Source organism: Streptomyces sp. NPDC057743, assembly GCF_042798755.1.
Taxonomy (GTDB): Bacteria; Actinomycetota; Actinomycetes; order Streptomycetales; family Streptomycetaceae; genus Streptomyces.
On the sequence record NZ_JBHVJX010000001.1, the window covers coordinates 407919 to 434309 of the forward strand.

24 protein-coding genes are annotated in these 26391 nt (G+C 71.1%); 13 read left to right on the forward strand and 11 right to left on the reverse strand.

Annotated features, from left to right (window positions below):
* Positions 1-64: 64 nt before the first annotated feature.
* Together ACFVFQ_RS01890 and ACFVFQ_RS01895 are read right to left on the reverse strand one after the other, a co-directional pair.
* Complete coding sequence (locus ACFVFQ_RS01890; protein ID WP_383406896.1) at positions 65-1162, reverse strand: DUF2332 domain-containing protein; 1098 nt, start codon at positions 1160-1162, stop codon at positions 65-67.
* A 155-nt stretch (positions 1163-1317) separates the two neighbouring features.
* Entirely contained in the window at positions 1318-1968 is a 651-nt protein-coding gene (locus ACFVFQ_RS01895) for a LysE family translocator (protein ID WP_383406899.1), read from the reverse strand.
* Between the two features lie 574 nt (positions 1969-2542).
* Between ACFVFQ_RS01895 and ACFVFQ_RS01900 the strand changes: the two genes are divergently transcribed.
* Both ACFVFQ_RS01900 and ACFVFQ_RS01905 read left to right on the forward strand, forming a co-directional pair.
* The gene (locus ACFVFQ_RS01900; RefSeq protein WP_383406901.1) at positions 2543-4123 is read left to right on the forward strand and encodes a class I adenylate-forming enzyme family protein; all 1581 of its coding nucleotides are present in this window, start codon (positions 2543-2545) and stop codon (positions 4121-4123) included.
* 162 nt (positions 4124-4285) lie between these two features.
* The gene (locus ACFVFQ_RS01905) at positions 4286-4594 is read left to right on the forward strand and encodes a hypothetical protein (RefSeq protein WP_383406904.1); all 309 of its coding nucleotides are present in this window, start codon (positions 4286-4288) and stop codon (positions 4592-4594) included.
* A 264-nt stretch (positions 4595-4858) separates the two neighbouring features.
* Here ACFVFQ_RS01905 and ACFVFQ_RS01910 read toward each other — a convergent pair whose 3' ends face one another.
* From ACFVFQ_RS01910 to ACFVFQ_RS01930, 5 genes are read right to left on the reverse strand one after another with little or no spacing between them, the layout of a single operon-like run.
* Positions 4859-5926, reverse strand: coding sequence for a methyltransferase (locus ACFVFQ_RS01910; RefSeq protein WP_383406909.1), 1068 nt, complete (start codon positions 5924-5926; stop codon positions 4859-4861).
* Entirely contained in the window at positions 5923-6684 is a 762-nt protein-coding gene (locus ACFVFQ_RS01915) for a hypothetical protein (protein ID WP_383406912.1), read from the reverse strand. The genes ACFVFQ_RS01910 and ACFVFQ_RS01915 overlap by 4 nt, the downstream gene beginning before the upstream one ends.
* Positions 6665-8137 carry a carbamoyltransferase gene (locus ACFVFQ_RS01920; protein WP_383406915.1) on the reverse strand — a complete coding sequence of 491 codons (1473 nt, stop codon included), beginning with the start codon at positions 8135-8137 and terminating at the stop codon, positions 6665-6667. Before ACFVFQ_RS01920 ends, ACFVFQ_RS01915 begins: the two co-directional genes overlap by 20 nt.
* 57 nt (positions 8138-8194) lie before the next feature.
* Positions 8195-9400, reverse strand: a complete 1206-nt coding sequence (locus tag ACFVFQ_RS01925) for an aminotransferase class I/II-fold pyridoxal phosphate-dependent enzyme (protein ID WP_383406918.1) — start codon at positions 9398-9400, stop codon at positions 8195-8197.
* Positions 9397-10767: a B12-binding domain-containing radical SAM protein gene (locus ACFVFQ_RS01930; RefSeq protein WP_383406921.1), complete on the reverse strand. Its 1371-nt coding sequence runs from the start codon at positions 10765-10767 to the stop codon at positions 9397-9399. Before ACFVFQ_RS01930 ends, ACFVFQ_RS01925 begins: the two co-directional genes overlap by 4 nt.
* Positions 10768-11149: 382 nt before the next feature.
* Here ACFVFQ_RS01930 and ACFVFQ_RS01935 point away from each other — a divergent pair, with 382 nt between their 5' ends.
* The 8 genes from ACFVFQ_RS01935 (at position 11150) to truD (ending at position 19425) form a co-directional block, all read left to right on the forward strand.
* Positions 11150-11920 (forward strand): DUF6071 family protein, encoded by a 771-nt coding sequence (locus ACFVFQ_RS01935; RefSeq protein ID WP_383406924.1) that lies wholly within the window; start codon positions 11150-11152, stop codon positions 11918-11920.
* A 161-nt stretch (positions 11921-12081) separates the two neighbouring features.
* The gene (locus tag ACFVFQ_RS01940) at positions 12082-12849 is read left to right on the forward strand and encodes a tyrosine-protein phosphatase (RefSeq protein ID WP_383406927.1); all 768 of its coding nucleotides are present in this window, start codon (positions 12082-12084) and stop codon (positions 12847-12849) included.
* A gap of 234 nt (positions 12850-13083) precedes the next feature.
* Positions 13084-13884, forward strand: a complete 801-nt coding sequence (locus ACFVFQ_RS01945; protein ID WP_383406931.1) for an SDR family oxidoreductase — start codon at positions 13084-13086, stop codon at positions 13882-13884.
* Positions 13885-13900: 16 nt separating this feature from the next.
* The gene (locus ACFVFQ_RS01950; RefSeq protein WP_383406934.1) at positions 13901-14527 is read left to right on the forward strand and encodes a 2OG-Fe(II) oxygenase; all 627 of its coding nucleotides are present in this window, start codon (positions 13901-13903) and stop codon (positions 14525-14527) included.
* Positions 14512-15939 carry a hypothetical protein gene (locus ACFVFQ_RS01955; protein WP_383406937.1) on the forward strand — a complete coding sequence of 476 codons (1428 nt, stop codon included), beginning with the start codon at positions 14512-14514 and terminating at the stop codon, positions 15937-15939. Before ACFVFQ_RS01950 ends, ACFVFQ_RS01955 begins: the two co-directional genes overlap by 16 nt.
* Entirely contained in the window at positions 15932-16762 is an 831-nt protein-coding gene (locus ACFVFQ_RS01960) for a 2OG-Fe(II) oxygenase (protein WP_383406940.1), read from the forward strand. Before ACFVFQ_RS01955 ends, ACFVFQ_RS01960 begins: the two co-directional genes overlap by 8 nt.
* A gap of 63 nt (positions 16763-16825) precedes the next feature.
* The gene (locus tag ACFVFQ_RS01965; RefSeq protein ID WP_383406943.1) at positions 16826-18355 is read left to right on the forward strand and encodes an MFS transporter; all 1530 of its coding nucleotides are present in this window, start codon (positions 16826-16828) and stop codon (positions 18353-18355) included.
* A gap of 2 nt (positions 18356-18357) precedes the next feature.
* Positions 18358-19425, forward strand: coding sequence for a tRNA pseudouridine(13) synthase TruD (gene truD / locus ACFVFQ_RS01970; RefSeq protein WP_383406946.1), 1068 nt, complete (start codon positions 18358-18360; stop codon positions 19423-19425).
* Between the two features lie 225 nt (positions 19426-19650).
* Here the strand turns inward: truD and ACFVFQ_RS01975 are convergent, their stop codons facing one another.
* Positions 19651-20286 (reverse strand): GrpB family protein, encoded by a 636-nt coding sequence (locus ACFVFQ_RS01975; RefSeq protein WP_383406949.1) that lies wholly within the window; start codon positions 20284-20286, stop codon positions 19651-19653.
* Positions 20287-20533: 247 nt separating this feature from the next.
* A complete protein-coding gene (locus ACFVFQ_RS01980; protein WP_383406952.1) occupies positions 20534-21298 on the reverse strand; it encodes an NAD(P)-binding domain-containing protein in 765 nt (254 codons plus the stop codon).
* 162 nt (positions 21299-21460) lie between these two features.
* Between ACFVFQ_RS01980 and ACFVFQ_RS01985 the strand changes: the two genes are divergently transcribed.
* On the forward strand, positions 21461-22144 hold the full coding sequence (locus ACFVFQ_RS01985) for an isochorismatase family protein (protein ID WP_383406955.1): 684 nt from the start codon (positions 21461-21463) through the stop codon (positions 22142-22144).
* Between the two features lie 100 nt (positions 22145-22244).
* Here ACFVFQ_RS01985 and ACFVFQ_RS01990 read toward each other — a convergent pair whose 3' ends face one another.
* Positions 22245-23498 carry an MFS transporter gene (locus ACFVFQ_RS01990; protein ID WP_383406958.1) on the reverse strand — a complete coding sequence of 418 codons (1254 nt, stop codon included), beginning with the start codon at positions 23496-23498 and terminating at the stop codon, positions 22245-22247.
* Between the two features lie 151 nt (positions 23499-23649).
* The gene (locus ACFVFQ_RS01995) at positions 23650-24651 is read right to left on the reverse strand and encodes a GlxA family transcriptional regulator (protein ID WP_383406961.1); all 1002 of its coding nucleotides are present in this window, start codon (positions 24649-24651) and stop codon (positions 23650-23652) included.
* A 71-nt stretch (positions 24652-24722) separates the two neighbouring features.
* On the opposite strand from ACFVFQ_RS01995, the gene ACFVFQ_RS02000 reads away from it, so the two are divergent.
* Together ACFVFQ_RS02000 and ACFVFQ_RS02005 are read left to right on the forward strand one after the other, a co-directional pair.
* The gene (locus tag ACFVFQ_RS02000; protein WP_383406964.1) at positions 24723-25646 is read left to right on the forward strand and encodes an alpha/beta hydrolase; all 924 of its coding nucleotides are present in this window, start codon (positions 24723-24725) and stop codon (positions 25644-25646) included.
* A 287-nt stretch (positions 25647-25933) separates the two neighbouring features.
* Positions 25934-26391 (forward strand): helix-turn-helix domain-containing protein (locus tag ACFVFQ_RS02005; protein WP_383406966.1); only part of this gene is annotated, 458 nt, incomplete at its 3' end.

The window sequence follows — 26391 nt, forward strand, 5'->3', positions numbered from 1 at the left end:
CAGGAACCAACGACCTGACACCTCCGAACCGAGCAGGAGATGGGTTGGTGAGGTTGGGCACGGCTCATCGCCGTGCAAGCCAGGCCAGCAGGCGGCCCCGTGACCAGCAGCGGCCGAGGGCCTCGGTGTGGCGAGCCGACCGGTCGAGCACCGCCAGGCCGATGATGCTGTGGCCGGAGGCGCGGCGATCGCCCAGTGTCGGTACTGCCGGCGCGACTCCGACTCCCTCCGCTGACACCCACGCCACTGGTCGGCCGGCCGCTGCTTCGACGAGGCGTTGCAGGAAGCCCTCCCGGCTCTCCCGAGAGAGGCGTGACAGCGCCCATGTCGTGGTGACGACAGGTAGGGCGTCGGCGGGCACACGGGCGAGGGCCTCGGGCAGTAACTCGACGGCGTCACCGCGGAGCAGCATGGGTGGTGCCGTCGCCGCCAATGCCCTCTCCGCTTCAAGCCTCGCGACCCGCTCCGGCTGGTCCGGCCACAGGCAGGCACGCACCCATCGGATGTCATCCGCGTCGGTTACATCGATCGGATCGGGGTCGACGCCAACCCGGGTGACGACCTTGGGAATCGCCCGAGTTGGGATGGGGCGATCCCCGACGAGCGAAGCAGACACCTGTACGGGAGATGACGGATCGCCCAGCGACTGTCCGTTGCTGTACGCGATCCCCACACGATCGACATGGAGATTGAGCCCGGCAGAGCAGCCGACATCGACCAGCCCCACCGCAGTTGCACCTACCCGGCGCGCCGCCTCGGCAACGGCTGGATACAGCACGGTGTAGCGCCCGGTCTCGTCGGGCCGGGTCTTGCGCCGCGCGGCGAGGGAAACGACCGAGTCCGTCATGCGCAGCAGCGCGTCGACCGCCGCCGCGGCGGCAGCATCGCCATCGACAGCGGCATAGGCCGCGGCAAGCGCCGGGGCACGTCCGGCCAGGGCGAGGTCGTGCAGCGCGGCAAGGATCACCGTGGGGTGCCGTTTTCGTGCTGGCGCCGCCTCGATGGCGCGTAGCGCCTCGTCGGACTCGCTCAGGGCGACGGCGACGCGCTCGTACAGCAACGACGTTCCGGTGGCCTCGACCTCGCCGAAGCGTCGGTACAGCTGAGCGAGTCTGCCGGTCCTGCTCCCAGGCACAACGCTTCTTGCAGTCGGCTTTGGCATTCTCGCGATCCTACTGAGATCACATGCGTCGTGAGGGTGTTCGGCTTGAGCGGAGCTCGAAGACGTGGCCGCGGTCGGCGGGCAGCCGCTGGCTGATGACTGGTCAACTTGGCTGCGGTGGTTGTCCTCAGAACCCAGCTGTCGGCTGTCAGTCGTCAGGGCAGGGCGACCGCAGTTTCCGTTCGTTCGGTGGCGATCTTGACTGCGAAGCCGGCGAGCGCGGTGCCCATGACATAGCGATGCAGGCGCTGCCAGAGCGGGTGCCGTGCGAAGAATCCGGCGACGGAGCCGGCCGTGACGATGAAGAACGCGTTGCCTGCGACTCCCACCGCGATCTGGGTAAGCCCCAACAGCAGTCCCTGGAGGCCGACATGGCCGCGTGCCGGGTCGACGAACTGCGGCAGCAGCGAGATGTAGAGGATGGCCACCTTGGGATTGAGTACGCAGGTGAGGAAGCCCATCAGGAAGAGCTTGCGGGGCCCATCCGGCGTCAACTCCTGGGTCGCGACAGAGGATCGGCCACCCGGTCGGAGGGCCTTCCAGGCAAGCCAGAGCAGGTAGCCCGCGCCGGCCAGCTTGACCGCCAGGTAGATCTCCGGCACCAGCGCGAAGACGGTGGCGATACCGGCCGACACCGCGATGAGGTAGACCAGGAAGCCGAGGAAGACCCCGGCCAGCGAGGTGAGCCCCGCCCGGCGGCCTTGGGCGATCGAGCGGGAGACCAAGTAGATCATGTTGGGTCCCGGCATCAGCACCATGCCGAGTTCCACCACCGCGATCCCTGCTATTGCTCCCAGCCCGATCACAGCACAACCTCCGTACGCGCGTTCGCCTGGGTGCAAGCTAGCAGCTCACGGCCAGGTGCGGCTCAGCGTGCCGAGGCGAGACGAGACAGACAGGCGAAGCTGCTGTCCTTTGCCGTGTTGGTCACATCAAGGCCAACAGGGCCGATTCTCAAGCAGGTTGGAGTCTGCTCACTGATCGCCTCGGACGGTGGTAACGGTCACACGAGTGAGGGCCATCGATCGGCCGCCCACTCGTACCATCCCGGCCACCCAGAAGGCGGGCCGACGATCCGACGGCCTTCGAGTTCCGCTGCGTTGGGCTCCTCGAACAGCCTCCGGGAGCGCGAGAACGGCGGTCTCGCGGGCCCGGTCCTGACGGGCGTTCAGTGCGTTCTCTCTAGCGCTCAATTGACCTGCAATGGCCTGTGAATGGCCTGCGGATGTCTGGCGGATGTTGAATTTCCGCGAGGGCGGGGCATGGTACTCCGCCGGCCGCAGAGCGAAGAGGCCCCCGCGCGGCCACGGCCTCTCGGCGGCATGTTTGGATGTATTAGTGATTGTTAATGCACAGGAGACATCCGAGTCGCGGACCTATGTGGACCGCATTCTGGATCACTGGTACAAGGACGAGGACGCCGAGGCGCTCGTCCAGGGGGCGCAGCGGCTGACCAGGGGGGAAGCTCGTCGGCGGCTGTTCAGGTTGGGGCACGCGCTGCGTGGGCAGGGGCTCACGCCCGGCGACGGAGTGGGGCTGTTCCTGGCCAACCGCGTGGACTCCGTGCTGGTGCAGCTCGCCGTCCATCTCATCGGCTGTCGCGTCGTGTTCCTGCCGCCCGAGCCGGGGCCCGGCGAGCTCGCCGCGCTGGTCGAGCAGTCCCGGGCGCGCGCGGTGGTCACCGACCCGCTCTTCGCGGACCGGGCCGCCGACGCTGCCGGCCGCAGCATCCACAAGCCCGAACTGCTCAGCCTCGGGCCCTGTGAGCAGGAGTGCACGGACCTGCTGGCCCTTGCGGACGACTGCTCGGACGAGCGCCCCGAGGGCGTGCCCGCCCCGGGCGCGGACGAGGCCGTCACCGTCCTCTACACCGGCGGAACCCTGGGCCGCCCCAAGCTCGCCTCGCACAGCCACCGGCTCTACAACATGCTGGTGGACCTGGTGGACGACGCCTCGGAGAACTCCGGCTCCACGTTCTTCCCGAACATGGACCAGGGCACGGACCGGGTACTCGCCGCCACGCTGCTCACGCACGGCAGCGGTCACCTCACCTCGCTCCAGGCTCTGGTGACGGGGTCCGCCCTCGTCGTACTGCCCGAGTTCGAAGCGGGTGCGGCGTTGACGGTGCTGCGCGAGGAGCGCATCACCGCCACCATGTTCGTGCCGCCCATGCTCTATGCGGTGCTCGACCACCCCGAGTGCAAGCCGGGCGTCCTGCCCGCGCTGCGGCGGATCGTCGTCGGCGGCGCGGCCACGTCGCCCAGCCGACTGCAGCAGGCGGTCGAGGTGTTCGGGCCCGTGGTCAGCCAGGGTTACGGGCAGTCGGAGTCGCTCGGCATCACCGCGTTCGGCGCGGAGGACCTCGCCTCGGAGGGCGCCCGGCGTCCCGAGCTCTGGCGTAGCTGCGGTCGCGCGATCTCCGACGTCAAGATCGAGATCCGTGCCGAAGACAGCACGGAGGCACTGCCCGTCCGGCAGGTCGGCGAGGTGTGCGTCCACGGCGAGCCGGTGATGCTCGGCTACTACGAGGACCCGGAGCGGACCGCGGCGGCGCTGCAGGACGGCTGGCTGCGCACGGGCGACATGGGCTATCTCGACGCCGAGGGGTACCTCTACCTCGTCGACCGGGCCAAGGACATCATCGTCACCGGCAGCACCAGCGACAACGTCTACTCCCGGGTCCTGGAGGACTTCCTGCTCACGCTGCCCGGCGTGCGCAACGCCGCGGCGCTGGGCGTGCCGGACGAGGAGTACGGGGAGGCCGTACAGATCTTCCTGGCCACGGCCGCGGGCGTCGACGTCGACCCGGAGGCGGTCGCCGCGGCGGTGACCGCCGAGTTGGGCGAGCTGTACACGCCCCGGAAGACGGTGCTGCTGGATCAGCTGCCGACGACCAAGGTCGGCAAGGTGGACAAGAAGGCGCTGCGTGCGCGCTTCGTCGACAGCCCGGACGCGCCGTAGGCTCCGTTGCTGTGAAGCACCTCGGCTGATACGGGGTCAAGTGCGCCGCGAGGACAGGGTCCTTGCGGCGCACACCGCCGTTCAGCCCCGCTGTTTAGTGATCGTTTATTGGGGCTCGGCAGGATGTGGAGCGTCGAGAAGGATCCTTCACAGGGGAACGGTATGGCCAAGCTGTATCTGGAGAAGCTCAAGTGCGTCACGACTGAGGGCTGGAGCGGCTCCGGTGAGCCGAGGCTGGTTGTCCAGGATCGCGGCACCGTGTGGAACGGAACGGTGCGGGGAGACCGGATGTTCACCGTCAAGTACGACTGCGACTTCACGGGCAGGATCGGGGTCTCGCTCGGGGAGGCCGGCGCCTTGGGCGGGGACGGCGGGGTCGGGGAGCAGTGGATCACGGATACGCCTGGTGAGCGCAGTCTGCGCTTCAGGGCGGACGGGGCTGAGTACAGGTTGCTGTATGCGGTGGAGTAGTAGGTAGTAGTGGCAACGGACGGGGGTTTGCTGGCCGTTGGGGTGCCGGGGGAGACGAGTCGACCCCGTTGAGGAGGGTGGGCCGGGTCCCCGAGGTGGTTAGGGTCTGTCCGATGGGCCAGGGCCGGGGCTGCGGCGTCTGGCACGGCACCTCGCGGCGTTGCCGAAACGCCCCAATAGCTCCGCTATCAGGCCGCTCCGGCGCCTTGCGATGCACCGCACCAGACGCCGCAGCCTATCCGACCCTGACCCATCGGACAGACCCTAGCCGCGCCTGGCGCCACCGGCCCCCGGCCGGAACTCCAGCACCGTGGCGCCGCCGGGGAGGCGGCGGGAGGTGTTGAGGGTCAGGCCGGACTGGGCGGCGAGGCGGGCGTAGTCGGATGTGGTGCGCTTGCGGCCGCCCAGGAGGAGCAGCATGCGCAGGTCGTGCGAGGTCAACCGCCGGGCCTCGGCGGGGTCTTGAGGAGCTTCCGGCGCCTCGGGGAGTACGCGTTCGGCGATCAGTACCCGGCCGTCGTCGGGGGCGGCGGTGGCGCAGGTGCGCAGGATGCGTGCGGCCTTCTCGTCGTCCCAGTCGGCCAGGACGCGGGAGAGGAGGTAGGCGTCGCCGCCGGGTGGGAGGGAGACGAACATGTCGCAGACCGCCGCGTCCGCGCGGCTGTTGAGCCCCTGGTCGGCCAGGAAGCGGCGGGCCTCGGTCACCGAGCCTTCCTGGTCCGCGACGGTGCCGCGGAGGTGCGGGTGGGCTTCGAGGATTTCGTGGAGCAGGGCGCCGGTGCCGCCGCCGACGTCGATCACGTGCCGCACGTCCGACCAGTCGTAGGCCGTGCTGATGCCCCGCGTTGACTGGGAGACCTGCGCCATCAGCCGGTCGAACGAGGCGGTACGGGCCGGGGACGCGCCCAAGTCCTCCCAGAACGAGGCGCCGTGGACCTCCGCGTAGACGGAGGTGCCGGAGCGGACCGCGTCCACCAGGTGCGGAAAGGTGGAGTCGAGCCGGCCGGCCACCTCGTCGGCGTCCAACCACTGGCGCAGGTTGGCCGGGTGGTCGGAGAGCAGTTGCTCGGCCAGTGGGGTCAGGGCGTAGGTGCCGGGTTCGGGCTCGGCGAAGATGTCGCGGCAGGTGAGGAAACGCAGGAGCCGGAGGAGGGCCTGGGGGTCGGCGCCGGCGGCCTCGGCCAGGTCGGGAAGCCGGGTGTGTCCGGCGGCGATGTGGTCGGCGAGCCGGAGGGTGGCCGCCGCCCGCACGGCGAACGGGGTGACGATGTCGGCGACTTCGGCGAGGTCGGGGGAGTGCTCCGGGCGGCCGGGCGGGGGCTGGGTGTTCACGTGCTTCTCCATGGGGGCGTCGCGGGGGCGGCGGCCGGGCAGGTGCAGGGAAGGAAGGCGGGGCCCGTGCCGTCCGGCGGCGGCCTCTCCGGCGGCGGGGCGCTACGGTCCTGGGACGGGGCGAGCGTGGTGAGGAGTGCCGCCGCCTGGCGTCGGGTGCGGCAGCGGCGGACGGGAGCGTGGGTGCGGCGGAGGGCGGTGCGGATGACGACCAGGTCCCGGCGCCGGAAGAGGAGCGCCTTGCGGAGCAGGGCGGTGAGGCTGCGCACCGGTGGTGTGCCGGTGTCGCGGAGTCCGCGCGGTACGTACTCGCGGGGGCTTGGCGTGCGTTGCCGCTGCCCGTGGCGTGCGACGGCGAGCGAGGCGCGCGGTGCGCCGCGGGCCGGGGGAGTGGGGCCGGGGCCCGTGCGGCGTAGTCGCAGGGAGCGGCGGATCAGCGCCGTCGCGCACAGCAGCGGGTGGCGGTCGAAGAGGACGACCAAGTCCGCGGCGCGGGTGCGGGGTTCGGCGCTGGCGGCGTAGTTGCCGTCGGCGATCCACCGGGGGAGCGCGCACAGGTCGCCGATGAGGCGGGTCCACTCCTCCTCGCTGGGGCGGGACCAGTTGGCGGACCAGTAGAGGTCGTCGAGGTGGTAGAGGGGGAGGCCGGTCGCGGCGGCGAGGTGGTGGCAGAAGGTGGTCTTGCCGCTGCCTGGACTGCCGAGCACGACGATCCGCCGGGGCGGCGCCGGATGCGCCTCACAGGACACGGATGCCATGGAGTTTCCCGAACCGGGCGGCGTCCTCGGCGGTGTTGACCAGTGGTTCGCCCTTGATGTTGAGACTGGTGTTGAGCAGCATCGGGCAGCCGGTCGCCTCGTGGAAGCGCTGCAACAGGGCGTGGAGGAAGGGGTTCTGTCGCGCGTTGACGGTCTGCACGCGGCTGGTGCCGTCGACGTGGCAGACGGCCAGATGGGCCTCGGGATCGCGGGCCCGCCCGACGAACTGCATGTACGGGCTGGTTGGTACCGGTAGATCGAAGTAGGTGTGGGCGTGTTCTTCCAGGACCACGGGGGCGAACGGGCGGAAGGGTTCGCGGCGCTTGATCGCGTTCACCCGGCGCTTGGCCGTGGGCGGGCGGGGGTCGGCGAGCAGGCTGCGGTTGCCGAGCGCCCGGGGGCCGAACTCGGCCCGCCCGTGGGCGACGGCCAGCACCTCGCCCCTCAGGAGCGAGGCGAGGGCCTCGTCGAGGTCGGGTTCGCCTCCGATGTCGTGGCCGAGGTACGGGCCGGGCCACCGGATGTGTCGGCCGAGGTGGGCGAGGGCCGAGCCGGCCGAGCTGCCGGCGTCGCCGGGACTGGGCATGATCCAGATGGTGTCGAAGAGGCCGGAGCGGGCCAGGCGGGCGTTGTAGGCGCAGTTGAGGGCGACGCCGCCGGAGTAGACCAGATTGCGGGAGCCGGTCTCCTTGGCCGCCCAGGCGAACAGCCCGTCCAACAGGCGCTCGGTCACCTCCTGGGCGCTGGCGGCGAGGGTGGCCCGGTCGGTGAGACCGGGGCGCCAGTCGGCGATGCCCCGGTGTACCGAGCGGGTGAGGCGGAAGTGGGGCCAGTCGTCGCGTTCGACGAGGTCGTCCCAGATGACGTCGGCGAGGTCCGGCGTCCCGTAGGCCGCCAGGCCCATCATGATGTACTCCTCCTCGTTGGGCTTGAAGCCCGTGCGTTGGGTGAAGGCGGAGTACAACAGGCCGATGCTGTGCGGGTAGTTGACGGTGGCCACCCTATCGAGGCGGTCGCCGCGTCCGCGCCAGAGGGAGACGGTGTTCCACTCGCCGATGCCGTCCACGACCACCACGGCGGCCTCGTCCAGGCCGGAGGTGTAGTAGCCGCCGGCGGCGTGCGAGCGGTGGTGGTCGACGATGTGCACCCGGGCTCCGCGCAGTTGCGGGAAGCGGCGCAGGTACGCGCGCAGGCCGATCGGGTCGGTGGCCAGGCGCAGTTGTCCGGAGCGGAGCTGCCGGGTGCGTTTGAGGACCGGGCGTTCGTAGTAGACGACGTCGTCCACGCGGTCCAGGTGGGCCAGGGCCGCGGACAGTGCAGCGGGCGACAGTGCGGGATCGTTCTTGCGCCGGCTGTACCGCTCACAGTGCGAGGCGAAGACCAGTTCGTCGTCGCGGACCGCGGCGACCGCCGCATCGTGACTGCGGCAGGACAGGCCGAGGATGTGCGCCATGGTGCGGCACCTCCAGGTGTGCGGAAGTCGAGGGCGCTCGGGCCGAGTTCGCCGGAGTCACGCGGGTCGTGCGTCGTGCGGGGAGTCGGCGGGTGTGGAGGGAGGGACGGTGGTGGGGGGACGCCCGCGGTCGGTGACGTCGTCCAGGAGACGGGCGACGCGTCGCATCTGCGGGCGGTCCGCCAGGGACACCCGGAAGCAGCCGCGCAGCCCGGGGACGTCGGTCAGGGCGCGGGTGCGGATGTGGTGCGCGGCGAGATGGTCGCGGGCGGCGTCGGCGGTGGTGGGGACGGGCGACCAGAACGTGGCGAAGTTGGCGCCTGGTTGGAGCACCCGCCACGACGGGTGCGTGGACAGGACGTGGTCGACGAAGTCCTGTCGGATGGTGCGGACGTCCCGCCAGATCTCCCGCCAGCGCTCGCGCTGCGGTGCCAGGCGCCTGAGCAGGGCGACGGCCGGCGCGCCGACCGCCCTCTCGGGGAGGAAGCGGCCCAGGTGTTCGTGCAGGACGGGGTGGCAGAGCAGGGCGGCGATGCGCAGCCCGGCCAGCGCGAAGGTCTTGGAGTAGGAGTGCACCACGACGACGTTGGGGAACTGTGCGACGAGCGGCGCGTGGGAGACGTCGACGAAGTCCCCGTAGCACTCGTCGATCACCAGCAGATGGCCGTGTTCCCGTGCGGTCGTGGCGAGTTGGCGCATGGCGGACGGTGCGTAGCACAGGCCGCTGGGGCTGCCTGGGTTGGTGACGGCTGCCACGGCCGGCCGTGGGGTGGTCCGCAGCAGGTCGATGAGGGGCGTGGGGTCGGCGGTGGGGGGTGCTCCGGTGATGCCGGGGACGCCGGTCACCTGGACGCGGCGCAGTGTGGCGTAGTGGCGCCAGGCTTCGAAGGCGGGCTCCTGGAGGAGCAGTTGGCCGGCCGGGCGGGCGAGCGCGTCGACGACGAGGCCGATGCCGTAGCCGGAGCCGGGGGTGAGCAGGACTTGGGAGCGGTCGAGCCCGTGGTAGGCGGCGAGCTGCTTCAGGGCGTGGTCCTGGACGGGGTAGGCGAAGATCTCGGGGAGGGAGAGCGCGGCCAGTTCCCGCCCCACCAAGTCGTCGCTCCACGGGTGTTGGAGTTCGCAGCTCTTGAGGTTGAGGACGCCGGGGCGGAGTTCGCGGGGCTGCCAGGTCAGGGTGCGGGTCTCGGTGCCGAGCGGAAAGCGGAAGCCGTCCAGGCTGACCGGGTGTGTGCCTTCCGGGGCGTCGGGTTCCGGGCCGGTCAACGGGCGGTCCGCTTCGGAATCCGTTCCTGGACCTGGGTGAGCCGGTCCTCCCGGCCGAAGAGGAAGCCGTAACGGGCGTCGGCCTCGGGTTGCCGACCGGGGGACCGGTCGCCGCCCGCGGCGTCCTTGAGGCTCTCGGCGGTGATCAACTGCCGGTTGTACCGGGAGACTTGTTGGGACGTCATATCGCCCGTCATCTCGTGGTACGGGGTGTACATGGTCGGGCGGATGCGGGCGCCGAGCGACCGGGCGAGCTCTATGGTGCGGGTGGCGCCCTGGACGGAGGTGCCTGGCAGGCCGACGATGATGAACGCGTTGAGCTCGATCCCGGCCTCGGTGCACCACTGGGCGAGCGCCCGGAACCGTTCCTCCTCGATGCGTTTGTTGCGGGGCAGGACGCCCTGGCCCTCTTCCTCCAGGGTTTCCAACCCCACCGAAATGCGGACGCAGCCGGCCCGGCCCATCAGGGCGACCAGTTCCTCGCTCAGGTGGTGGACCGTGGTCGCGCATTTCCACTGCGGCGATATCGGACCCTCGATGAACCGTTCGCACAACTCCCGCACCCAGCGGCGATCGAGGGTGAACGTGGGAGCGTAGAAGGCGACGTATTCGAAGGGATGGCGGGCGTAGCTGTCCCGGATGTAGTCGATGACGGTGTCCACGGGCAGCCGGCGCTCGCGGAGCCCGAAGATGTCCGGGACCTCGCAGAATTCGCAGCCGACCGGGCATCCGCGGGCCGCCGGCACGACCAGTTCGCGGCGGAAGGGGATGCCGCAGAATTTGTGTTCGTCGCGGGAGTAGAAGCGGTCGTAGTCCTGGTAGGGGATTTCGTCGATGTCGGGCAGGACCCATTTTTCGGGCGGCAGTCGATCTCCGTGGCCGTCGGGCTCCAGCCAGTGATCACCCTGCCGTACCGCGACGCCGGGCAATCCCGCCGCGCGCTCGTCCCCGGCGCCGGACTCCGCGAGCGCGGTGACGTAGTGTGCGACCCCGCACTCGTAGTCCCCGGACTGTACGACCGCGTCCAGGTCGAACTGTCGGAAGAATTCGGGGTTGAGGCTGGAGAGCCGGCCGAACGTGATCAGCCGGCTGTGCGGGGAGAGCGCTCGCGCGTATTCGGCGAACCGTGCCAGGCCGTCCACCGCGTCGAAGTCGTTCATCACCGCGATGACGTCGTAGCGGCCCTGGTAGAGCAGGTCGCCGACGCCCTTCCAGTTCATGGTGAGGGTGCCGGCCTCGCAGGTGTCCACCCGCCCCGTCTGCGGCAGGCGGCGCAACTGGCCGGCCACCATATACAGCGGGGTGTGATGGCCGGCGTTGAAGTAACTGGGCACGTGGGGCGGCCAGATGAGTAGCACGTCGGTCATGTGCGCTTCCTTGCCTAGCGGGCGGAGCGGGCACAGTGCGCGGGGAACCTGCGGGGTCGTCTACCCCCGTTGAAACCCCTTTCATTCCCGGGAATTGGCCCGACCGATATTTTTCAGACACGCCGGGTGACCCTGGCTCGTGCCGCTCCGTGCCGATATGACGCGGGCCCGAACTGCGTGAATTTCCTGCGGTAACAGGAACCCCATGGTTCACTGCCGTCGCATGGCCGAAGCTCGCGGTCCGGTCATGCCGCCGGTTGCCGAACGGAGCGGGGAACTGCTTAAATCGAAAGCCCGCGGCCGAAGCCTGCCCACTTTGACGTTACTTCCCTGCCGCGCGTTGGGGGTAATCCGCATGATGGTCTATGCAAATGGCTGTTCCATGACGTATGGCGCGGAATTGGTGGACGATCTCGACCCGGACCCGGAACGTCAGCGCTACCGCGAGCAGAACGCCTGGCCGGGCCGGCTCGGGGAATTCCTGGACGCCGACCGCGTGGTGAACGATGCGGTGATCTCCGGATCCAACGACCGCATCCTCCGCACCACCATCGACTGGCTGGCCGGCCACCGCGAAGCGGCCGAACAAGGCCAACTGCTGGTCGTCATCGGCTGGTCGGGCGCCATGCGCCGGGAGTTCTACGTGGACGGCGCATTCCACCAGGTCATTCCCTACCAGCCGCAACGGCACCCGGACGTCCAACAACTGACCGATCTCTACCGGAAGTTCGCTTGGCACGAGCACGAGTGCGCGACTCGACTGCTCACCCAGATCCTCTCCCTCCAGGCGTTCTTGCAGCAGTACCGGATTCCGTATCTGTTCTTCGACGCCATCGAGGGCTCCTTCGACAGCCTCGGCCGCGGCGGCCTGGCCGAGAGCCCCGGAGTGGAGCTGGTGGACCGGTCCCGCTTCTACCGGTTCGGCGACGCCGACGGGTCCATGGCCGCTGTGCTCAGGGCCTCCGGCACCGGATGGAACGGCCGGCATCCCGCGGAGGACGGCCACGAGACCTGGGCGCACAAGCTGGCGGCGCAGGTGGCCGCCGGCCAACTGCTCAGACGGCCCGCCGCGGTTGCCGCCGCGCCGCCCACCGGCCCGGCCTTCGGCCGCCGCTCCTTCCGGCCCGCGAACCGCGACTTTCTCTACCCCTGACCGTCCGCCGGCTCACGGCCGGTCCCCGCGAACCGCCCGCCGCACGGAACGGCCGGCGCCCCCTGGGCGCGAACGGCCAACTCACCGGGAAAGGCACCGTTGTTGATGGACCCCACCCGCGCCGCGGCCGGCAACGGACCGCTCTGCGTCCCGCCCGCCCGATGAGCCCGCCGCCCTCCCCGCCGCAGCCCCGACCGGCGCCCGACGCGGTCAACCTCCGCGCCGTGGCACCGGTGGGCATCGCCGGCGGCCGCATCTGGCGAGCGAGCGCCGGGGCGGCCATGGACCCGGTGGTCGTCGCTGAGTTGACGGAACGGCATGGCTTGCGGACGGTCATTGACCTCCGGTCGGCGGGCGAGGCGGAACGTTCGGGCGCCCCGACGGCACTCCTCGGGCGCGGCGTGCGCTGGTCCCGCACCCCGCTCACCGGATACCCGCGCGACACCGTGCACGTCCCCCGACCGACCCCCGACCACTACGTGCGCTACTACCACGGCATCCTCCTGGGCAGCGCCCCCGGAGCCGTCCGGGCGCTGTTCGGCGCGCTGGCCGAGGCGGCGGGCGAACCGTTCCTGATCTGCTGCCACTTGGGGAAGGACCGCACGGCGGTGGCGGTCGCCGCCGCGCTGGCCCTGGCCGGGGTGCCCGACGAGGCGATCGCCGCCGACTACGCGGCCAGCGGCGCCGCGCTGCGACCGCTGGTCGACCGCTTCGCGGACAAGTGGCGGGCCCACGGCTGGACGCAACAGGACTACCTGTTCCACCTCGACACCCCCGCCATGGTCATGCGGACCTGGCTGGCCGAGCTGCGGCAACGCCACGGCGGCGCCCGGGCCGCGCTGTTGCGGGCCGGGGCCCGCCCCGGCGACCTCGCCGCCATAACGGCCGCGCTCCGCGACCCGCCGGCGTCCCGCGCCCAACCGCCCTGAGCCCGAAAGCCCCTGAGACACCACGGTCGCCGGAGGGCCGCGCGGCGGTTCCCTGTCCAACGGTGGAGGCAAGGAGAAGGTCAGCCGCGAGTCAACCAGAAACGCCGTCCCGGTCCGCCGGCCGGCACCTGCCGCAGTGGCCAGCTCCTTGCCTCCTCCCCAGGACAGAGAATCCCTCCGATGCGCTCCCCGCCCGTCCGCTCTCTCCCGAACCACCGGTGACAGGAGCCCCCGATGAGCCCATCCACCTCCGCCACCCCGCCCCTCCCGGAACGCTTCCGAGGCGCCGCGGTCATCGGCGGCACCCACGGCCTGGGCCGCGCGCTCGCCCGGACCGCACGCGACCGCGGGCTGCATACCGTCGTCTACGGCCGCACCGCCGAGACCCTCTCCGACGACGGCCTCCACCCTCGCCACCTGGACCTGTGCGATCCACACAGCGTGCGGGACACCCCCGTCGACGTGCCGAGCCCCTGCTACGTGCTCTGGGTCGCCGGGGCGTTCCTGAAGAAGACCCTCGCGGACACCACCGAGGACGAGGTCGAGCAACTGACCCGACTGATGTTCACCGGCCCGGTGCTCTTCCTCCGCCGCCTGCTGGCCGCGGTCGAAGAGCCCGTCCACCTGATCACGGTCGCCTCCTCGTCCGCCTGGAAGCGGCGCGAACGGGAGTCCCTGTACTGCGGGTTGAAGGCCGCGCAGGCGACGATCGTGCGCAACCTGGTCCCCGAACTGCGCGCGGCACACCCCGAGAACCGCATCACCCTCATCAACCCCGGTGGCCTGGCCGTCCCCGACTTCCACACCGGACTCGCCCTGGACTTCGGCGCCATGATGGACCCGGACCACGTCGCCCGGATCATCTGGGACATCGCGGCCGACCAACGCCGGACCTTCACCGAAGTCCAGATCCTGCGCAGCCGCGAACCCGGCTCCGAGGGCACCCCCGAGGTGTCCTACGGGGCCCGCACGCCCCAGGCCCCCGAAGAGCCAGGCACCGCCACGGCCCCGCCCGCGCCCACCCCACACCCGTGACGTAAGGACAAGGACCTTGCTGGACCTGCACGCGCCGGTGGAACGGCACGACGCCCCGTACCCATGGGCCGTGGCCCACTCCGTCATCCCGGCACCGACCTGCCGACTGCTCCGGGAACAGATGCCCCCACCAGGGGCGCTCCACCCCGCCGAGCGCACCGGCGACGGCGACAAGACCTACCGCATGGCGGTCCTCCCCCTGATCCACCAGGGCGCGGCCGAGCCGGGGTTGGCGGAGGTGGGTGAAGCCTGGCACCGGCTCGTCGAAGACTTCCAGGCAGCCGCCTACCGCGACTGGGTGGCCCGGACCATCGGCGTCGACGTCAGCGACACCACCTTCGACATCGGACTCTTCGTCTTCCAGGGCGGCGACCGGATCTCCTCGCACACCGACAAACCAGGCAAGCGCGCCACCCACGTCCTCTACCTCAACGACGACTGGGCACCGGAGCACGGCGGACTGTTCGAGGTCCGCAGCGGCCCCGACCTGGCCGTCGACCCGTACGCCACCGTGGTACCGGGCGGGGCCCGTTCGGTGCTCTTCGCCCGCTCGGACCGCTCCTGGCACGCGGTCGCCCCCGTGGCCGCCCACGCCCCGCAGTTCCGACTGACCTGTCAGGTGGAGATGTGGAACCCCAACTGACCCCCGCCACCGGGGGAGAGGCCACCGACGCGCCCGCCCCCCACGGCCCGTACTGGGACATCGAGTCGGGCCCACCGCTCACCGACGAGCTGCGGATGGCCGGGTTCAAGCACCTCATGGTGCCCTGCATGGCCGCGGCATGCCTGTCCGAGGACCCCTGGACCCTCGACAACGCACCCGAGTTGACCGACCGCCAGGCACTGGCCGTCATGCTGACGCAGCTCGGCGCGCGGGTCGACGTCGACGAGGCCACCGAGCGGGTACGGATCGACGCGGCCCCGCTGAGCGGGCACCGCATCCCGGCCGACTGGTCGACCCAGATCCACGGCGGCTCCTACCTGCTCCCCGTACTGCTGGCCCGACACGGGAAAGTGGAATCCGGCGCCCACGGCGGCTGCCGCATCGGCGGTGGGCGCCAGGGCGGCCGGCCGGTGGAACACCTCGCCCACGTCCTGGAACGCTTCGGGGCCCACTGCACCACCGACGGCACGGGACTGACCGCGACGGCCCCGCACGGCCTGCACGGCGCGGTGATCGACCTGGCCGACTTCGCCACCCCCGACCCCCACCGCGGACTCCCCACCGGCCCCCACTACTCGGGCGCCACCAAGACCGCACTGCTCGCCGCCGCCACCGCCCGGGGCACCACGGTACTGCGCCACCCCTACCCCAAGCCCGACGCCCAGGAACTGGCCCGAGTCCTGGCACGAGCCGGAGTGGCCCTGGACGTACGACCGGAGGCCATCGAGATCCAGGGCGCGGACGGCCCCCTCGGCGCCGCCTCCGTCGCCCTGCCCTCGGACCTGATGGAGGTCATCACCTTCATCACGGCCGGCGTCCTCCTCGACCGGGGCCTGACCCTGCGCCTGAGCCGCCCGGACGTGGTGCAAGCCGGACTCGCCCCGGAACTGCGCCACTTGCGGCACATCGGTGTCCCCCTCGACTGGAACGGGGATCTGCTCCACGTCCGACCCGCCACCGGCCCCCTGGCACCGGACCGCGTCATCGCCGCCTCCCACCTGGTCTACAGCGACGCCCAACCTCTGTTCGCCCTGCTCCTGCTCGCCGCCTCCGCGCCCTCGGTACTCATCGAGACCGTCTGGTCAGGACGCTTCGGCTACGTCGACGGACTGCGCTCCATGGGTGCCCAACTATCCGTAACGGGACAGGAGTTGCGCATCCACCCCGGCCCGCTGCGCCCGGCCTCCGGCCCGCTCCGGGGCAACGACCTGCGCGCCGCCGCCGCACTGCTGCTCGCGGCCCTGGCCGTCGGCACCCCGCACCGCCTGTACGGCGTGGAACACCTGGCCCGCGGATACGCCCAATTCCCCGCCAAACTCCGCTCCCTCGGCGCACGGATCACACCCGGCACCACCGCCGCCCCGGACCAGGAGGCGACGACAGATGACTGACGCCCCGTCGACCACCGACCCCGCCCCGCCCAACAACCCCGCCCCCCTCCTCGACCTGCCCGCACTACGCCGAGCGGAACTCGCCGAGCACCCCTACCGCTGGGCGGAACTCCCCCACACCCTGAACGACCCCGACGGCCGGACCGCACGCCAACTGGAGGCCGAATTCCCCACCCAGGGCTTCCAGTTGACCGAACGCACTGACCACGGCGCCGAAAAGACCTACCGCACCCGCAACCTGCCCCTGATCACCCACGGACGCCCGGTCGCCGAAAGCCGCCACGCCCTGACCCCCCTGTGGCAACGGCTCGTCGACGAACTCGCCGCACCCGATTACCGCGCCGCGGTGGCCCAGGCGACCGGCCGCCGGCTCGAACACTGCACCATCGAGGTCCGCGCGGTCCGCTACGGCCCCGGCTACTGGATCGCACCCCACACCGACCGCGCCGACAAGGTCGTCACCCAACTCTGGTACTTCAACTCCCAATGGCCGGCCGACTGGCAGGGCACGCTACGCATCCTCGGCTCCGCCGCCCCCGACGACGTCACGGCCGAGGTCGCACCCCGCCAGGGCTCCTCGGTCCTGCTGGTCAGGTCGACCGACTCCTGGCACTCGGTCACCCCGGTCGCAGGCGCCGCACGCCAGGACCGGCGCACCCTGCTGCTGCACTTCATCGACCCCACCGCCGACACCGACACCGGCACCGAGACCGACACCGACCCCGGCCGTCGGGGAACACGCGCCGACGGCGGGCCCGTTGACGCCTTCCAGCAGGCCGACGCGACGGGCCGCAGCGAATACCCCGGATCAGCGCGTGACTGACCGCACCCCGCGCAGGTTTCCCTACTGACCGCGTCAGTCACGCCATCGATCGGGGACCCTTCCTTGACCCGCCCCCACGACACCGTCCACTCGCCCCCGGCCCACCACTCGCCCTCGATCCGCTACGGCCGCCAGGTCCTCTCCGTGACCTCGTTCACCGGCCTGCTGACCGGCCTCAACACCAGCGGCCTGGACGTCGCCCTGCCCGACATCGTCGGGCACTTCCACGCGTCCGCCGCACAGACCAGTTGGATCATGGTCGGCTATCTCCTGTCCAGCACCGTCCTGTTGCTCGTCTGGGGCCGCCTCGCCGACCTCTTCGGACGCCGCCGGCTCTACCTGGCCGGAATCGCCGCGTTCACCCTGGCCAGCATCGGCTGTGTCCTCGCCCCGAACGCCTGGATCCTCGTCCTCGGCCGGGTTCTCCAGGGAGTTGGGGCATCGGCCGTGATCACCAACACCACCGCACTGCTCGCCGACGCCTTTCCCCCCGAGCGACTGACCAAGGCGCTCGGCGTCAACGCCATACTGATCTCCGCCACCCAGGCCGCCGGGCCCCTGCTGGGTGGGGTGTTGACGAACGCCTGGGGCTGGTCGGGGGTCTTCTGGACCAGCGGAGTCGCCGGACTGGCCGCCCTGGGCTGGTCCGCCTTCGTGCTGCGGCCGGACCACGGCTCCGGCTCCGCCGAGCGGTTCGACCTGGCGGGCGCCCTGCTGTCGATGGTGTTCCTCGGCGGCGGAGCGCTGGCCCTGACCGGGAGCGGGCCCAGGGGCGGCAGCACAGCCGCCCCGGCGGGCTGGACGAGCGCCCCCGTACTGCTGAGCGCGGCCCTGTCGGTGGCCGCCCTCCTCGTGTTCCCCGTGGTCCAAAGCCGCCGCCGGTACCCGCTGTTGGACCCGTGGCTCTTCCGCGACCGCCGCCGCACCATGGCGTTGCTGGCCGCCTTCCTCACCGCGGTGTCGTTCTTCTCCGTCGTGCTGGTGATGTCCCTCTACCTCCAGACCGTCGAGCACCTCGACCCCCTCTCCGCCGGCCTCCAGGTCATGCTGATGTCCGTCGGCGCCATGCTCACCGCCCCACTGGCCGGACGCCTGGCCACCCGCTACCCGGCGCGACTGCTCTCCAGCGTCGGTACCGCGACCTCCGCGCTGGGCATCGCGATCCTGGTGATCGCGCTCGGCCCGCCCGCGCCCCCCACCCTCACCGGACTCGGACTCTTCCTGACCGGCGCCGGCGCCGGCATCTTCGGAGTACCGAACACCGGCGAACTGATGACGCTCGTGCCGCCACACCGCCGCGGCATCGCCAACGGCGTCCGCTCCGCGCTCCAGAGCGCCGGGTACCTGATCAGCACGGGCCTCTCGCTCGCACTGGTGACCGTCCACGGGCCGCAGGCGGACCGGACCCCCGACGACATCGGCGCACCGCTGCGCGCGATGCCGGCCGGCTCCCAGGCCCTCGCCGAGTCCCACCGCACGGCCCTGCTCGCCCTGCTCTGCCTGTGCCTGGCCGCCACCGGCGTCTCGCTCCTACGCGGCGGCACCTACCGCCCCGCCCCGGAAAAAACCCTCACCACGGAAGGACCCAAGTGACCGTGGAACACCCCGTCCTCAAGGCCCGGCACACCGACTTCATCGTCCAAGAAGCCATCATCCTGCCCGTCGAAGACGAGCCGGACGCCGCCTACCAGTACCTACGGCTGCGCAAACGCGGCTACACCACCTTCGAGGCGATCGACCGGATCGCCGCCGTCTGCGGCATCCCCGCCTCCGACCTCTCCACGGCCGGACTCAAGGACGAGGACGCCGTCACCGAACAACACCTCGCGTGCCGAGGCGGCCTCTCCCCGGACCAGATCGCCGAGTTCAACGTCCACCACGCCACCGGCGACCGCACCATGAGCCTCACCCCCCACGGCTACGGACGGCAAGACCTCCGCGCCGGCCACCTGGAAGGCAACAGCTTCCGCATCATCGTCCGCGGACTGAGCCGCACCTTCGCCGCCGCCCTCGACACACTCGGCGAACACACCAGGGACCTCTTCTTCCTCAACTACTACGACACCCAACGCTTCGGCGTCGCCGACGGCCCCAAAACCACCCACCACATCGGCCGCGCCCTCCTGGACAACGACCACCAGGCCGCACTCGACCTCGTCCGCGCATCCAAGACCCCCGAGGCGCGGCACGCCCGCCAATTCACCGGCCCCGCCCCCGACTTCTTCGACCGCATCGACCCCCGCGTCCGGGCCTTCTACCTCTGCGCCCACGCCTCCCACGCCTGGAACGACCAACTCACCACACACTTACGAAACCTCAGCCGACACCCCCTCGACGAAACCCACCGCGAAGGCATCCCCTACACCTTCGCCACCCACCGCGACGACGTACTCTCCCTGCTCCAACAAGCAACGACCCTGCCCTACACCCGCTACCGCTGGACCGACGGCGCCATCCGCCAAACCGAGGGCCTGCGCCCCACCGTCGTACAGACCCGCGTCCGCGTCGACCGCACCGGCAGGGACACCAACACCCCGGGCCGCTACGCCTGCGAACTCGCCCTCTTCCTTCCCACCGGCTGCTACGCCACCAACGCCGTCGAACAGTGGGTCGCCTGGACCGCCCGCGCGGCCGCGCCGGGCAACACCGGTGCGGCCGCCTAGGCCCTGTCGTCAAACTCCCGTCTGCCGTTCGGCGCCCGGCACGCACTCTCGCCGCACCGGGCGACGACCCCAGTACGTCCAGTACAGGGGCCGCCGCCCGGCGCACCGAGAGCACGCACCGACCACCGCCCGGCCCGCCCTCCGGGCGAACGACGGGAGTTTGACGACAGGACCTAGTGCGGTGCCAACGCCGGTGCCGGCGCGCCTCGTAGGAGTCGGCGGGCGTCAGCCGCGGTGGGCCGCCGGCCGGGTCTTCTTCGTGGCGGACGGCTGCCATCCGGTGGCCTGCGCCCAGGGCTCGGCCACGGCGACCACGAGATCCACCACGGGGTCCTTGACGTCGGCGTAGGTGGCGAGATTCGGTACGGCGCCGGCGAGCACCTGCTTGAAGCGGGCGTAGGCCGGTACCGCCTCGGGGTGCGCCCGCAACCAGTCACGGAACAGCAGCGCCAGCCGCTCGTTCGGCGAACCGACCTTCCGCACATGGAGGTTGACGTCCAGCCCTTGGCCCCCCTGACGGACCCACAGCCGCTTCACCCACCGCGCCTGATCGTCGTCACTGCCCGCGGGAACGTGGTCCTTCCGATACGGAGCGAGGGTGAAGCCCCGCTCGGCCAACGGCCCGGCGAACGCGCTCTCCGCCTCCTCCAGGTCAGCCACGCTGACCTGGACGTCGAGCACGGGCTTGGCCGCCATACCGGGAACGGCCGTGCTACCGATGTGTTCGACATGAACCGCGAGCGGCCGAAGCAGGCCGTACAACTCTTCGGCGAGATCCTCACCCTGGACCGCCCAGCCGGGATCGGGGGCGACCACTACGACGTCGGGGGTGATGGCCTTGGGGGAGATGTCCTTTTGCACCGCTCGATTGTAGGCAGCCCGGAAAGCAGCCCGTACTTCAACAACCAGGACGGCCATCCGGGACCAGGCGTACGGGGTGGCCCGGGTGTACGTCGTTGACCTCGCGCGTCGCTCCGCAGTGGCGTGGGGTTGACGCGCGCCACGGCGGCGGCAAGCTCAGCCGCCAGCGAAAGGGAAGGTCCTCGGATCCCGGAGGCCGCCCTCGGGGTTGCGAAGCCGGCGGCCGGGCCCCACAGAGCGCCGGGGGCTACCGCAGAGCGGCAAGGAGGCCGTCGAGGGCCTTCCTGAGGGCTTCCGAGTTGGCCTGGTGGAACCAGGTGGTGCGGATGCGTTCGTTGTTTCCGTTCGGGGTTTCGTGGTCGGCGGCGAGCTGGGACAGGGAGCGCGTCTCGTCGCCGAGGGCGCGGCCGACGCCCTGGAACAGGCCGCGGACGTAGCGATCGGCGTCATCGGGGGCGATGCCCTGGTCGGCGGCCCATGCGGTGAGCGTGGCGAGGTAGGTGTAGTGGGTGGTCAACGTCCCCGTCAGCGTGGAGAAGACGTCGAAGGCGGCCTCGTCGGCAACGGGGAGCGCTCCGCCCAACTGCTCGAAGAGGGCGTCCATTTGTGGGTGCGAGGGGTGCACCACCGTGACGGAGCGGCGTTCGCGCACGGCGGGCAGGGGGATGGCGCGGACCAGCGGCGCGTTGGTGGCGAGTGTCTGGCGCAGGTCGTCGTTGGCGACGCCGGCCATCACGTTGACCACGATCTTGTCGTCGCCCACCCGCAAGCCGGCCAGGGCCTCCTGCCGGTCCTGGCGGCGTACGGCAATGATCACCAACTCGGAGCGGTCGACCACCTCCTGGTTGTCGGCGCATACCCGCACGCCTTCGTACCGTTCGGACAGCTCGGCGGCAGTGCGGGCGCCCCTGGGGGAGAGGAAGACCTCCGGCGGTGTGCCGCCCCCGTGGTGCAGGCCCAGCACGAGGGCCCGGCCAATCTCGCCCACTCCGATGATGCCGATGCGCTTCACTGTGTCTGCCTCCGTGGTGCGTCAGGTGGTGGTCGTTGCCGGTGCTGCGCGGGGCGGGGCTCGGGGCGCCGTCGTCGGGGTGGTCGTCGACTCCGATCATCGCCTATCTGCCGGTGTAGGAGGGCATGTTCCCGGTGACCGGCCGGCCGATGGAGGGGACGCATGCGGACCGATACCAAGATCCACGACTGGCGGATCGACCCCCGGGAGTACGCGCGGCAGGAGGCGCGGCGCGGCAGTCGGCACGCGTACCAGCGCGTGGACCCGGTACGCACCGCGCTGATCGTGGTCGACATGGTGCCGTTCTTCGCCGAGGCGAATCCGTACGTCCGCGGCATTGTGCCCAACATCGGTCGCCTCGCCGAGGCGTTGCGCACGGCGGGCGGGCTGGTCGTCTGGGTGCTGCCGGCGAACGAGGCCCCTCTCGGGAGGGTGAGCGGCGAGTTCTACGGGCCAAGGGTCAGGGCGAAGTTCGCGGCGACGGCGGGCGAAGGGCCACTGCGCTCGCGGCTGTGGCGCGCCCTCGACTGCCGGCCGGACGACCTGGTGGTGGAGAAGACCGCCTACAGCGCCTTCTTCCCCGGCCGTTCGCCGCTACCGGGCCTGCTGGACGAGCGCGATATCGACACCGTCCTCATCACGGGCACCCTCACGAACGTCTGCTGCGAGTCCTCGGCCCGGGACGCGGCCACCATGGGCCTGCGCGTGCTGATGGTCGCCGACGCGAACGCGGCCCGACGCGACCGGGAACACAACGCGGCGCTGCACACGATCTACCGGTCCTTCGGCGACGTACGGTCCACGGACGAGGTGCTGGACCTGATCGGAAGACCGTGTCCGAACTGACCCCGACCGACGGGGAGCAGAGCCGTGCCCCGCGAAGGTCGGGCACCTACCTGCTGGACTTCCGGGCTCCAACGCCGAGCGCTCATGCGGTCTTTGGTGATCAGAACGGCTCTGGTGTGGTGGCTTTCGCTCCGCTTCGGGACGGCGCCGGATTCCGCTCGGCGTCCGTCGTGCGACGCCGACGCGTCCAGGGGGCGCAGATCAGGACGCAGACACCGAGCAGCCCGGCGGTAGCGCCGAAGGCTGCCGGCGGTCCGGAGCGGTCGACCAGAACGCCGCCGGCAGCCGTGCCCAAGGAGACGCCCAGGTTGTAAGCGGTGGTGACCCACGCGCCCGCTTCGGTGCGCGAACCCTCGGGGAGGTACCTGTCGACGAGTTGGTAGGTCGAAATCAGCAGGACGTCGGTGCAGGCCCCGGTGAGTAGGAGGGCCGCCCCCGCGGCCGCGGCGGCGTACACCAGGGCGGGGAGCGTGTAGCAGACAGTGGCGGCGGCTACCAGCAGGAGCGGCCGGCGCCAGAGGGCGCCGCGCCAGCGGCGTCGACCGTACACCAGGCCACCGAGGACACCACCGACGGAGAACAGCGTCGTCAGGACCCCGGCAGTCACCGCGCCCCAGGCGGCGACGATCGCGATCTCGGCCAGCGACAGTGCGGCTGCGGTGCTCAGCGCCAGCACCAGCAGCGGCGGGAACTGCACAGCGCGCAGCGGACTTTGGGGGCGGACGGCAGCGGGCGAGGTGGCGCCACCGCCCACCGGGCTCCGCCGCAGGGCGGTGGCCAGCCAGCCGAACCCGGCGATGACCATGGCCGCGCACACCGTGAGCACGGCGGGCGCGGAGCCGAGGGCGACCAGGAATCCACCGAGGACGGGGCCGAGCGCGAAGACGGTGGACTCCGCCGCAGTATCCAGGCTGAGCGCACACTGCCGCTGCGCCTCGTCCGTGGCCAACTTGCCCCACAGGGTGCGCATCAACGGGCCGACCGGGGGCGGGAACACCCCCGCCAGTAGGGACAGGCAGACGGCGAGTGGGGCGGGTACCCGGGCGGCGCAGGCGGCGGCCAACGTGCACAGGAGCAGCGCGTAGCAGACTGCCAGGAGCATCAGGGCGGTGCGGCGACGCTCGACCCACCGGGCCCGGACGGGGCCGAGGAGGGCGGTGACCAGACCGAACAGGCCGGTGGCGGTGCCGGCGACGGCGTAGGAGCCGGTGCCCTCCCGCAGAGTGAGCAGCAGCGGGAGCCCGAGCAGGCCGTAGCAGAGCCGCGCGAGCATCGCGGCGGCGAACAGATTGCGGGCGTGCGGAAGCGCGAGGACGGCGCGGTATGACGCACTGCCCCTGTCGGGATGTGGCATGGATTCTCCGATCTGTCAGTCCGGATCGGAGAGAGACATGAGCGGAAGAATAGCCAGGCCGCTCGCTCCTCGCCGCCAACTTTGCCTATTTCCAAGGCTGATGACGGTGCGTGGGCTCACTGACTCGTGAGCTCACTGGGACATGCCCGTCCTACTGCTGCGAGGCGGGGGTGGCGTGGGCTCGGGTGCGGTATCCGCGTCGGTAGGTGGAGGGAGTGGTGTGGAGTGCGGCTGCCATGCGTTTGCGGAGGTTGGTGCCGGTGCCGAAGCCCGCTTGGCGGGCGACCTCGTCGACGGGGAGTGCGGTTGCTTCCAGCAGGTGTCGGGCGTGGTCGAGTCGGGCCTGGTTGAGCCAACCCACCGGTGACAGGCCGGTTTCCTGACGGAAGCGGCGGGTGAACGTCCGCACGCTCATATGGACCTCGGCGGCCAACTCGGCCAATGTGTGGGGCTGTTCGAGCCGAGCCAGCATCCGGGCCCTGGCCTTCGCCGTCGACGTGTCGGCGTCCTCGGCAACCGGCCGGTCGACGAACTGTGCCTGCCCGCCGTCGCGCATCGCGGCGACGACGTTGAGGCGTGCCACCCGGTTCGCGACGGCGCTGCCGTGATCGTCGCGTACCAGATGCAGGCAGAGGTCGATCGCGGCCGCGCCACCGGCCGAGGTGAGCACGCCGTCGTCCTCGACGAAGAGCGCGTCGGCGTCGAGGTCCACTTGGGGAAAGCGTTGCCGGAACAGGTCGGCGTAGGCCCAGTGTGTCGTGGCCCGACGCCCCTCCAGGAGTCCGGCGGCCGCCAGGACGAAGGACCCGGTGCACAACGACACGATGCGGGCCCGCCGGGCAGCGGCGCGCAGTGCCGCGGCCGTGCGCGGCTCAAGCTCGCCCGCATCGCGCAGGCCGGGTGCGTGGGAACCCGCGACAACCACGGTGTCCGCCTCCCGCAGCTCCCCGAGGTCGCCCTGCGGAGCAATCCCGTACCCGGCCGTCGTCGGTGCTGTCTGGCCATCGGGGGTCACGGTCCGCAGGTCATACGCCGACCCGCCGGTGACCACCTCGACGCCGGAGAGGATCTGCGCGGGGATGCTCAGATCGAACGGAACCACCGGTGGTACGGCGAGCACAACAACCCGGTGTGCGGTGCGCCTCTCGACCATGGCCCGATTGTTGCACAACGCGCCCCGCCAGCCACTTCCCGGTCGCTCCGCCCACCGCGACAGTTGGACCCATGACAACTCCCGCAATTGATCCCGAGATCCAAGCGACCCTGGACGCGACCGACGACCCCTTCCTGCACGACCCCGACTCGATCTTCGCCACCACCGAACGGTTCCCGGCGCTGCGCACCGTCTCGGACGTGCCGCGCGACGACCGGGTCGCAGTCCAAGACCACTACACCGAAGGCGGGTTGCGGCTGCGCGTCTACCGCACGGCCGACACCGGCCGTCAGCCGCTGATCCTGTTCCTGCACTCCGGCGGCTTCGTGCACAGCCGACCGGAGACGGAGGAGGCACGCGCCCTGCGCTATGCCACCGACGTCGGCGCCGTCGTGGTGTCGGTGGACTATCGGCACGCCCCCGAACACCCCTATCCAGCCGCCGTCGAGGACGCCTACGCCGGTCTGCTCTGGGCCGTCGAACACGCCGCCGAGCTCGGTGCCGACCCGCGGCGACTGGCCGTGGCCGGCTCCAGCGCCGGCGGCGCACTGGCCGCGGCGACCGCACTGCGCGCCCGCGACACCGCCGGACCCGCCATCCGGTTCCAACTGCTGATCTACGCAGGGCTGGACGACCGCCTGGACACCCCCTCGGCCCGGAACTTCACCGACATCCCCGTGCTGACCCGCTTCGCCCTCGAACGCATCTGGGAGTACTACGGCCCCGACGGCGCGCCCGACGGATACGCCGCCCCGGCCCGCGCCGCCGATCTCACCGGTCTGCCGCCGGCTCTGGTGATGGTCGCGGAGGTGGACCCGTTGCGGGACGAGAACATCGCCTATGCCGCCCGACTCAGCGACGCCGGAGTCAACACCGAACTCGTGCAAGTCCCCGGCACCGTACACGGCTTTGACCTGATGTTCGCCCACACCTCCCTCGGCGAGCGCGGCCTGGCCACCCAGGTACGAGCACTCCGCGAGGCCCTGCACTCCTGAGGAGCGAAGAGCACGCCGGCGGCCGCAGCGCCGAGGGCAACTCGGTCGCCAGTGCCGTACAGCGGCCAGGCCCACCAGTACGGGTGGCCGCCTGCCCCGGCCTCGTCGCTGGCCTCGGTCTGGCCACTGTGCCGCCCCCGGACACTCGCGCCCTCACGCACCCCCTAGGTGTGCTGTCCCGGCACGTTGGTGACAGGTGACATGCACCGTCGGGGTGTTTGAACGGGTGAGGGCCTTCCGGGTTCGGTGTGGATTGCGACATCTACCACCGACCGCAGGAGGCCCTCATGTCCCACCGTAATGCCCCGCTGACTCCGACCGGCAGACTGCGCCTGGCCCACTGTGTCGTCGAAGAGGGCTGGCCACTACGCCGGGCCGCAGAACGGTTCCAGGTCAGCCACACCACCGCGGCCCGCTGGGCACACCGCTACCAACTGCACGGCAGGGCCGGGATGCAGGACCGCTCCAGCCGCCCACACCATCAACCACACCGCACACCGGCCACCGTCGAGAAACAGGTCCTACGCCTGCGCAACGAGCACCGCATCGGACCGGTACGACTGGCCGCCCGCTGCGGCATCGCCGCCTCCACCGCCCACCGCATCCTGGCCCGCCACCACCTGCCCCCTCTGGCCGCCTGCGACCGCACCACCGCAAAACCCATCCGCCGCTACGAACGCGCCCGCCCCGGCGAGTTGGTCCACATCGACGTCAAGAAGCTCGGCCGCATCCCCGACGGCGGCGG

Coding starts and splice junctions, on each gene's coding strand:
- ACFVFQ_RS01930 (WP_383406921.1), bottom strand. CDS start 10,767: ATGACCGACGTGCTACTCATCTGGCCGCCCCACGTGCCCAGTTACTTC.
- ACFVFQ_RS02000 (WP_383406964.1), top strand. CDS start 24,723: ATGACAACTCCCGCAATTGATCCCGAGATCCAAGCGACCCTGGACGCG.
- ACFVFQ_RS01890 (WP_383406896.1), bottom strand. CDS start 1,162: ATGCCAAAGCCGACTGCAAGAAGCGTTGTGCCTGGGAGCAGGACCGGC.
- ACFVFQ_RS01920 (WP_383406915.1), bottom strand. CDS start 8,137: ATGGCGCACATCCTCGGCCTGTCCTGCCGCAGTCACGATGCGGCGGTC.
- ACFVFQ_RS01940 (WP_383406927.1), top strand. CDS start 12,082: ATGAGCCCGCCGCCCTCCCCGCCGCAGCCCCGACCGGCGCCCGACGCG.
- ACFVFQ_RS01905 (WP_383406904.1), top strand. CDS start 4,286: ATGGCCAAGCTGTATCTGGAGAAGCTCAAGTGCGTCACGACTGAGGGC.
- ACFVFQ_RS01945 (WP_383406931.1), top strand. CDS start 13,084: ATGAGCCCATCCACCTCCGCCACCCCGCCCCTCCCGGAACGCTTCCGA.
- ACFVFQ_RS01985 (WP_383406955.1), top strand. CDS start 21,461: ATGCGGACCGATACCAAGATCCACGACTGGCGGATCGACCCCCGGGAG.
- ACFVFQ_RS01915 (WP_383406912.1), bottom strand. CDS start 6,684: ATGGCATCCGTGTCCTGTGAGGCGCATCCGGCGCCGCCCCGGCGGATC.
- ACFVFQ_RS01960 (WP_383406940.1), top strand. CDS start 15,932: ATGACTGACGCCCCGTCGACCACCGACCCCGCCCCGCCCAACAACCCC.
- ACFVFQ_RS01990 (WP_383406958.1), bottom strand. CDS start 23,498: ATGCCACATCCCGACAGGGGCAGTGCGTCATACCGCGCCGTCCTCGCG.
- ACFVFQ_RS01995 (WP_383406961.1), bottom strand. CDS start 24,651: ATGGTCGAGAGGCGCACCGCACACCGGGTTGTTGTGCTCGCCGTACCA.
- ACFVFQ_RS01935 (WP_383406924.1), top strand. CDS start 11,150: ATGACGTATGGCGCGGAATTGGTGGACGATCTCGACCCGGACCCGGAA.